This window comes from Pseudomonas edaphica, from assembly GCF_005863185.1.
Classification (GTDB): domain Bacteria; phylum Pseudomonadota; class Gammaproteobacteria; order Pseudomonadales; family Pseudomonadaceae; genus Aquipseudomonas; species Aquipseudomonas edaphica.
Genome location: NZ_VBVZ01000297.1, coordinates 1 through 7409, shown reverse-complemented (window position 1 = coordinate 7409; position 7409 = coordinate 1). Strand labels below are relative to the sequence as shown.

The window sequence follows — 7409 nt, the reverse complement described above, 5'->3', positions numbered from 1 at the left end:
AGATTATAGCGAACGGCCATCAAGGTACAGACAAACACAAAAAAGCCCCGTTGACCGGGGCTTTGTGCGCAAGCAATGACGCTTACTTTTTGTCCTTGGGGCGCTTGCTCGATGCGTGGCCGGCTTCGTCCACAAACACTTCAGCCACCGCAACGGCCATGCTTTCGCTCGCGAATACCCCGGCGACGCTGTCGCCGTGGAAGTTGATCAGGTGCCAGCCGTCCGCACGCTTGGTGATCAGGTAGCCGTTTACGCCTTTTGGTTCTGACATCTATCAATCTCGTAGTCTGGTTCAAGCCAGTAATGATAGCGCCAATTGGCCCCGAGGCGCGCAAGTTGTTGCAGGTCAGTGCCCTGCCGCGAAAAGCGTGCTAAAACCATTGAGGCGCTCGTAAGCAAAGGGGCGATGGCTGGTTATGTCGCGCCCTGAGTGAATGCTCTTCGTAGGATCAGCGGAACTTACGCGCACATTTTTTCTCTATGTTGACATCGCAACGCCAGCAGGACCCATTGTAAGGTGACTGCGGCCTGATTAGACTGCGCCGAATTCCGTACGCACAGCCCTTTGTAAGGACTTATATGATCAAGAAATGCTTGTTCCCAGCAGCCGGTTACGGCACTCGCTTCTTGCCAGCGACCAAAGCCATGCCCAAAGAGATGCTGCCGGTGGTGAACAAGCCACTGATTCAGTACGGCGTCGAAGAGGCACTGGATGCCGGCTTGAACGAAATTTCCATTGTTACCGGCCGCGGTAAGCGCGCGCTGGAAGACCACTTCGATATCAGCTACGAGCTGGAAAACCAGATCAAGGGCACCGACAAGGAAAAATACCTGGTCGGCATCCGTAAACTGCTCGACGAGTGCTCGTTCTCCTACACCCGTCAAACCCAGATGAAAGGCCTTGGCCACGCCATCCTCACTGGCCGCCCGCTGATCGGTGACGAACCGTTCGCCGTGGTGCTGGCTGATGACCTGTGCGTCAACCTGGAAGGCGACGGCGTACTGACCCAGATGGTCAAGCTGTACCAGAAATACCGCTGCACCATCGTTGCGGTTCAAGAGGTCGACCCTCAGGAAACCAACAAGTACGGCGTGATCGCCGGCGACGATATTGGTGATGGCCTGATTCGCGTGCGTGACATGGTTGAAAAACCAGCGCCGGAAGATGCGCCGTCGAACCTGGCGATTATCGGTCGTTACATCCTGACGCCGGACATCTTCAAGCTGATCGAAGAAACCGAGCCAGGCAAAGGCGGCGAGATTCAAATCACTGACGCCCTGCTCAAGCAAGCCAAAGATGGCTGCGTGATCGCCTACAAATTCAAAGGCCGTCGCTTCGACTGCGGTGGCGCTGAAGGCTACATTGAGGCCACCAACTTCTGCTACGAGCACTTCTACAAGACCGGTAAGGCTTACTGATTCACGGTAGCCCGCCCAAAAAGCCACCTTCGGGTGGCTTTTTCGTTTTTCAGCCCCATGTAAGTCGGTATGCTGGTGCCCTGCCGAGGAGAGTGAAATGGCCTACGATTTTGATCTGTATGTAATTGGCGCCGGTTCCGGCGGTGTTCGCGCGGCGCGCTTTGCCGCAGGCTTTGGCGCTAAAGTGGCGGTAGCTGAAAGCCGTTACTTGGGCGGTACCTGCGTGAACGTTGGCTGCGTGCCGAAAAAACTGCTGGTGTACGGCGCGCATTTTGCCGAAGACTTTGAGCAGGCCAGCGGTTTCGGCTGGTCGTTGGGTGAAGCGAACTTTGACTGGGCGACCCTGATCGCCAACAAAGACCGCGAAATCAACCGCCTCAATGGCATCTACCGCAACCTGCTGGTTAACAGTGGCGTGACCCTGCACGAAGGGCACGCGCGTTTGGTTGATCCGCACCAGGTGGAGATCAATGGCGAGCGCTTTACGGCCAGGCACATCCTGATCGCGACGGGCGGCTGGCCGCAGATCCCGGAAATCCCGGGCCGTGAGCACGCCATAGGCTCCAACGAGGCGTTCTTCCTCAAAGAGCTGCCCAAGCGCGTGCTGGTAGTGGGCGGCGGCTACATCGCCGTCGAGTTTGCGGGCATCTTCCATGGCTTGGGCGCGCGCACAACCTTGCTGTATCGCGGCGACCTGTTTCTGCGCGGGTTTGACGGCGCAGTGCGCACGCACCTGAAGGAAGAGCTGACCAAGCGCGGCCTCGACCTGCAATTCAATGCCAATATCGAGCGCATCGACAAACAGGCTGACGGCAGCCTCAAGGCCACCCTCAAAGACGGCCGCGTGCTCGAAGCCGATTGCGTGTTCTACGCCACCGGCCGCCGCCCGATGCTCGACAACCTGGGGCTGGAAAACACCGGCGTCAAATTGGATGGGCGTGGCTTTGTCGAAGTCGACGACCTGTACCAGACCGCCGAAGCCTCGATCCTGGCGATTGGCGATGTGATCGGGCGGGTGCAATTGACGCCCGTCGCGCTGGCCGAAGGCATGGCGGTTGCTCGTCGCCTGTTCAAGCCCGAGCAATACCGTCCGGTCGATTACGCGATGATCCCGACCGCGGTGTTCAGCCTGCCGAATATCGGCACCGTGGGCCTGAGCGAAGAAGACGCGAAGCAAAACGGCCATAACGTGCAGATCTTCGAAAGCCGCTTCCGGCCGATGAAGCTGACGTTGACCGATTGCCAGGAAAAAACCCTGATGAAGCTGGTGGTCGACGCCGACACCGACAAGGTCCTGGGCTGCCACATGGTCGGGCCGGATGCGGGTGAGATCGTCCAGGGCCTGGCGATCGCGCTCAAGGCCGGCGCGACCAAGCAGCATTTCGATGAAACCATCGGCGTGCACCCTACGGCGGCGGAAGAGTTCGTCACCATGCGCACGCCTGTAGCGGGCTGATCAGGAGTCGGCGGTTGCCTCTGGCGGCGTTGCAACGACGGCCGCCAGGCGCAATGCCTCGATACTGGCCTGGGCCTTGATCAGGTCCAGTTCCAGGGTTTTGCTCACCTGCTGTTGCTCACTCAGCGCTGCCTGGCGCGCTTGACTTTCCTCTACCGCAACCCGCAAGCGCTCCTGAAGCAGGGTGCGTTCGCTTTCCATGCGGCCCAGCTGTTCGCTGAGTGTTTGCTGCTGCGCCTGTTCCTTGCGTGATTGCTCCTGCAGGGCGGTCAGTTCCTTGCTGGTCACGCGGTGCTCGATCAGTAGCCGCTCATTATCGCGATGCAGCTGGGTGATCTCATCCTGGCGCACCATGGCGCTTTGTTGCGCCTGGCGCAGCTCGGCCTGCACCTGCTGCAGCTGGCCTTCATGGCGCCGTTGCTCTTGCTCGCGTTGCTCCTTCACCGCATTGCGGTAGTGCTCAAGCGCGTCGCGGGCGTGCAAGTGTTTGTCTTCCAGCGAGCGAATCTGCTCGTCCTTGTCATTCATGCGCAACTCGTAATCGCTGCACGCCTGGCTGAGCCCCGCATTGCGAGTTTGTTCGGTTTGCAGGCTGGTGCTGGCGGTCTGCAAGGCGGCGCTTTCTTCGGCCAGTGCGGCGGCCTGGATATCCAATTGCTGCTTGAGCTGGCCGTGGGCTTCTTCAAGCGTTTGCACCTGGGCGAGCAGGGCGGCTTTTTGCTGCTCGAACTGCGCCAGTGCCGCGTCAATCGGCTCCTGGGCCTTGTCTTTAAGGCGTTGAGCCAGCCGTGCTACCAACTCGCCCAGTTCATCGTCGATGGGCGCCTGGGTGATGGTCAGCCGGGTTTCGCTGTCATCGAGTTCCTTCAAATAGCGATGAATCGTGGTTTTCGAGCCGGTATTGCCCATCTCGATGCGCACCGCGTCGATGCTCGGGTTTTCGCCACGGGCCAGGATCGCCAGGCGTGCCGTTTGAACCACTGCTTTGTTTATGCCGCCGCGCGCCATGAAGTCTCCGTCGATTTAGTACTGTGGTACATGGTATGTAGATACATACTTTATCACGAATAAAAACCCGTTTAAATTCATGATTTAACAGATGGGATATTGGCGTATTATCCCGTGTCATAGCCGTTTTAACCGTTAATACACCCGCCAGTAGTACGAATAGGCCTTTCATGAGCGACCTGGACCGTTACCTCAACGCCGCCACCCGCGACAATACGCGGCGCAGCTATCGCGCAGCCCTCGAGCATTTCGAAGTGAGTTGGGGCGGGTTCCTGCCAGCCACCAGCGACAGCGTGGCGCGCTACCTGGTGGCCCATGCCGGGGTGCTGGCGGTCAACACCTTGAAGCTGCGGCTCTCGGCGCTGGCGCAGTGGCACACCAGCCAGGGTTTCCCGGACCCGACCAAGGCGCCGGTGGTGCGCAAGGTGCTCAAGGGCATTCGGGCGGTGCACCCGGCACGGGAGAAGCAGGCCGAACCTTTGCAGCTCAAGCACCTTGAACAGGTGGTGGCATCACTTGAGGTTGAAGCCAGGCAGGCCATTGAAGCGCGGGATCAGCCGCGCTTGCTGCGCGCCAAGCGCGACACTGCGTTGATCCTGCTGGGCTTCTGGCGCGGCTTTCGCAGCGACGAGTTATGTCGCCTGAGCATCGAACACGTGCAAGCGGTGCCCGGCGCCGGCATCAGTCTGTACCTGCCGCGCAGCAAAAGTGACCGCGACAACCTCGGCAAAACCTACCAGACGCCGGCGCTGCTGCGCTTGTGCCCGGTGCAGGCCTACAGCGACTGGCTAAGTGCCTCGGCCCTGGTGCGGGGGCCGGTGTTTCGGGGGATTGATCGCTGGGGCAACCTGGGCGAGGAGGGGCTGCACCCCAACAGCGTGATCCCGCTGCTGCGCCAGGCTCTGGAGCGTGCGGGCATCCCTGCGGATCAATACACCAGCCACTCGCTGCGCCGCGGTTTCGCCACCTGGGCCCATCGCAGTGGCTGGGACATCAAGTCGCTGATGAGTTACGTCGGCTGGAGCGACATGAAATCCGCCATGCGCTATGTTGAAGCGACACCCTTTTTGGGCATGACCTTGGCGACTCCACCGCTGCTTTGAGATTTCTTCTATTAATACAGATACCTGATAGGGAAAACCAATCGTCAGCATCAGGTTTGCCAATGAGCCACCGACGGAAAGAGTGAGTAGGATTCATCTCATCAACTTTTCAACCACTGACGGAGAGTCACCGATGCCTATCATCAACAGCCAAGTAAAACCGTTCAAAGCGACCGCCTACAAAAACGGCAACTTCGTAGATGTGTCGGACGCTGACCTGAAAGGCAAATGGTCCGTAGTCTTCTTCTACCCAGCCGACTTCACCTTCGTTTGCCCAACCGAACTGGAAGACCTGGCTGACAACTACGCCGAATTCCAAAAACTGGGCGTCGAAATCTACAGCGTGTCCACCGATACCCACTTTGCCCACGCTGCCTGGCACAACACTTCGCCAGCCATCGGCAAAATCCAGTACACCATGATCGGCGACCCAACCCTGACCATCTCGCGCAACTTCGACGTACTGATCGAAGAAGCTGGCCTGGCAGACCGCGGCACCTTCGTGATCAACCCGGAAGGTCAGATCAAGATCGTTGAACTGAACGACGGCGGTGTTGGCCGTGACGCTTCCGAGCTGCTGCGCAAAATCAAGGCCGCTCAGTACGTCGCTGCTCACCCGGGCGAAGTCTGCCCAGCCAAGTGGAAAGAAGGCGAGGCTACTCTGGCTCCGTCCCTGGACCTGGTCGGCAAGATCTAAGTCTGTGAAACATCAAGGGCGGGTTGCCGCACCTTAAGTAAGCTGCACCGCCCTCAAAACGCCCGGGCGAGATTCGCTCGGGCGTTTTTTTGTCTGCAATAAACCGAATTAACAGGAAATCGCCCGTATGTTGGACGCCAATCTTAAAGCTCAGTTGAAGTCATACCTGGAACGGGTCACCCAGCCGATCGAGATCGTCGCCTCCCTCGACGACGGTGCGAAATCCCAGGAAATGCTTGCCCTGTTACAGGACGTAACCAGCCTCACCACGCTGATTACCCTCAAAACCGATGGCAATGATGCGCGCAAGCCGTCGTTCTCCATCAACCGCCCGGGTGCCGATATCAGCCTGCGTTTTGCCGGCATCCCCATGGGCCATGAATTCACTTCGCTGGTGCTGGCCCTGCTGCAAGTCGGTGGCCACCCGTCGAAGGCCAGTGTCGAAGTGATTGAACAGATTCGTGCCTTGAAAGGCGAGTTCAGCTTCGAGACCTACTTCTCGCTGTCGTGCCAGAACTGCCCTGACGTGGTTCAGGCGCTGAACCTGATGGCCGTGCTTAACCCGAACATCCACCACGTCGCCATCGACGGCGCGCTGTTTCAGGCTGAAGTCGATGAACGCCAGGTCATGGCAGTGCCCAGTGTGTACCTCAATGGTGTGAACTTTGGCCAGGGCCGCATGGGCCTGGAAGAGATCCTCGCCAAGCTCGACACCAGCGGTATCGAAAAGGCCGCCGAGAAAATCAGCGCCAAAGAGGCTTTTGATGTGTTGGTGGTCGGTGGTGGCCCAGCCGGTTCTGCCGCAGCTATCTACGCCGCACGCAAAGGTATTCGCACCGGCGTGGCAGCTGAGCGTTTCGGCGGCCAGGTGCTGGACACTATGTCCATCGAGAACTTCATCTCCGTGCAGGAGACCGAAGGGCCGAAACTGGCCAGCGCCCTGGAGGCGCATGTGCGTCAGTACGACGTAGACATTATGAACCTGCAGCGTGCCAGCCGCCTGATCCCGGCAAAAAATACCGGTGACTTGCACGAAATTCGCTTTGAAAGCGGTGCGACCCTCAAGTCCAAAACCGTGATTCTGGCCACCGGTGCCCGCTGGCGCGAGATGGGTGTGCCGGGCGAGCAGGAATACAAGGCCCGCGGCGTGTGCTTCTGCCCGCATTGCGACGGCCCGTTGTTCAAAGGCAAGCGTGTGGCAGTGATCGGCGGTGGTAACTCCGGCGTTGAAGCAGCCATTGACCTGGCCGGTATCGTCAGCCACGTGACCTTGCTCGAGTTCGACAGCAAGTTGCGCGCCGATGCCGTGTTGCAGCGCAAGCTCTACAGCCTGCCGAACGTGGACGTGATCACCAGCGCATTGACCAGTGAAGTCAAAGGCGATGGCCAGAAGGTCACCGGCCTGGCGTACAAGGATCGTGACAGCGGCGAGTTCAAGACCATCGACCTGGAAGGCATCTTTGTTCAGATCGGCTTGTTGCCCAACACCGACTGGCTCAAGGGCACGGTGGAATTGACCCCGCGCGGCGAGATCATCGTCGATGCGCGTGGCGAAACTTCACTGCCGGGCGTGTTTGCTGCCGGTGACGTGACGACCGTGCCGTACAAGCAGATCGTGATTGCGGTAGGCGAGGGCGCGAAGGCTTCGCTGAGTGCTTTTGATCACCTGATCCGTACCTCGGCACCCGCTTAAATCCGGCTGCGAAAATAAAAAACCCCATGAGTG

7 protein-coding genes are annotated in these 7409 nt (G+C 59.0%); 5 read left to right on the top strand and 2 right to left on the bottom strand.

All coding sequences use genetic code 11. The features are described from left to right. Positions 1-82 precede the first annotated feature (82 nt). A complete protein-coding gene (locus FEM54_RS19170) occupies positions 83-271 on the bottom strand; it encodes a hypothetical protein (RefSeq protein ID WP_017135493.1) in 189 nt (62 codons plus the stop codon). Positions 272-579: 308 nt separating this feature from the next. Here FEM54_RS19170 and galU point away from each other — a divergent pair, with 308 nt between their 5' ends. Both galU and gorA read left to right on the top strand, forming a co-directional pair. Then, positions 580-1419 (top strand): UTP--glucose-1-phosphate uridylyltransferase GalU, encoded by an 840-nt coding sequence (gene galU / locus FEM54_RS19165; protein ID WP_003212579.1) that lies wholly within the window; start codon positions 580-582, stop codon positions 1417-1419. Positions 1420-1516: 97 nt separating this feature from the next. Continuing rightward, a complete protein-coding gene (gene gorA / locus FEM54_RS19160; RefSeq protein WP_138452492.1) occupies positions 1517-2875 on the top strand; it encodes a glutathione-disulfide reductase in 1359 nt (452 codons plus the stop codon). Here the strand turns inward: gorA and FEM54_RS19155 are convergent, their stop codons facing one another. Further along, positions 2876-3883, bottom strand: coding sequence for a DNA-binding protein (locus FEM54_RS19155; RefSeq protein WP_138452490.1), 1008 nt, complete (start codon positions 3881-3883; stop codon positions 2876-2878). A 170-nt stretch (positions 3884-4053) separates the two neighbouring features. On the opposite strand from FEM54_RS19155, the gene FEM54_RS19150 reads away from it, so the two are divergent. The 3 genes from FEM54_RS19150 to ahpF all read left to right on the top strand — a co-directional run bounded on the left by FEM54_RS19150 (position 4054) and on the right by ahpF (position 7376). Beyond that, on the top strand, positions 4054-4986 hold the full coding sequence (locus FEM54_RS19150) for a site-specific integrase (RefSeq protein WP_017135496.1): 933 nt from the start codon (positions 4054-4056) through the stop codon (positions 4984-4986). A 133-nt stretch (positions 4987-5119) separates the two neighbouring features. Then, a complete protein-coding gene (gene ahpC / locus FEM54_RS19145; protein WP_010210361.1) occupies positions 5120-5683 on the top strand; it encodes an alkyl hydroperoxide reductase subunit C in 564 nt (187 codons plus the stop codon). 127 nt (positions 5684-5810) lie between these two features. After that, positions 5811-7376, top strand: a complete 1566-nt coding sequence (gene ahpF, locus FEM54_RS19140) for an alkyl hydroperoxide reductase subunit F (RefSeq protein WP_138452488.1) — start codon at positions 5811-5813, stop codon at positions 7374-7376. The last annotated feature ends 33 nt before the right edge of the window (positions 7377-7409 follow it).